Here is a 696-nt window from a genome sequence, read left to right as displayed (position 1 = left end):
TCATGTGATTAGTGTGTATGTCTAGCAGTGTTCTGTGTACATTACTGTGTTAGTTTTGTGTAGGCTTAACTTTTTGTGTCGTGTTATTTCGTGTCATTTATTATTGTTTTTTTTTTTTTTTAAGGATACGGCCAGCACCGAGATCTACACAGATTATATTGTCGGCAGCGCGCCACGCCTGTTCGAACTCGTCCCAATTTCGACTCGGCATCAGCTCCACCACTTCCGTGAGAACATGATAGAACGAAAAGGGAACGGAATGGAATAGAGGTTGTGATCGCAATGCTTTGCGGTTGGAATGCGCGAGATTTTTTGAAGTCATCCCGCACCGATCCGAGCGAATCAAAGACCATGAATTCCGCAACCATCACGGCCATTTGCCTCATCGCATCGGCAAATCCGGCCTCTTCAGAAGACGTTTTGCTTTTCCCCGTTATCCACACAAGCGGAGGCTGGGAGTTGAGGAAGGGGTCAAATCCCTTCACCGACGAGCCGGAATGCCTCGCGACCTACAAGCCTGATGCGGGCGTAGGGGCGGAAGCGAACAGCCTCTACATTGGAGGCTCGATCGTAAGTGGAGAGCTGGAAAGCTACGAATTACGGTTTGGCGATGCGACGCCAGAGCCAGTGCGCAAAGCGACCGGCTACGAGAAGCAAAATGGGATCATAATTCTACAGGGCGATGAGTTCAACCAC

The 696-nt window shown here is 49.6% G+C and carries 1 protein-coding gene; it reads left to right on the top strand.

Annotation, left to right across the window (positions count from 1 at the left end; translation table 11 throughout):
* Positions 1 to 351: 351 nt before the first annotated feature.
* Positions 352 to 696 (top strand): hypothetical protein (locus NS365_RS23195; protein WP_193753533.1); only part of this gene is annotated, 345 nt, incomplete at its 3' end.

It is taken from the genome of Aureimonas ureilytica (assembly GCF_001475935.1).
GTDB classification, from domain to species: domain Bacteria; phylum Pseudomonadota; class Alphaproteobacteria; order Rhizobiales; family Rhizobiaceae; genus Aureimonas; species Aureimonas ureilytica_A.
Note: the sequence above shows the minus strand (reverse complement) of the source record. Positions and strands in the feature narration are given on the sequence as shown.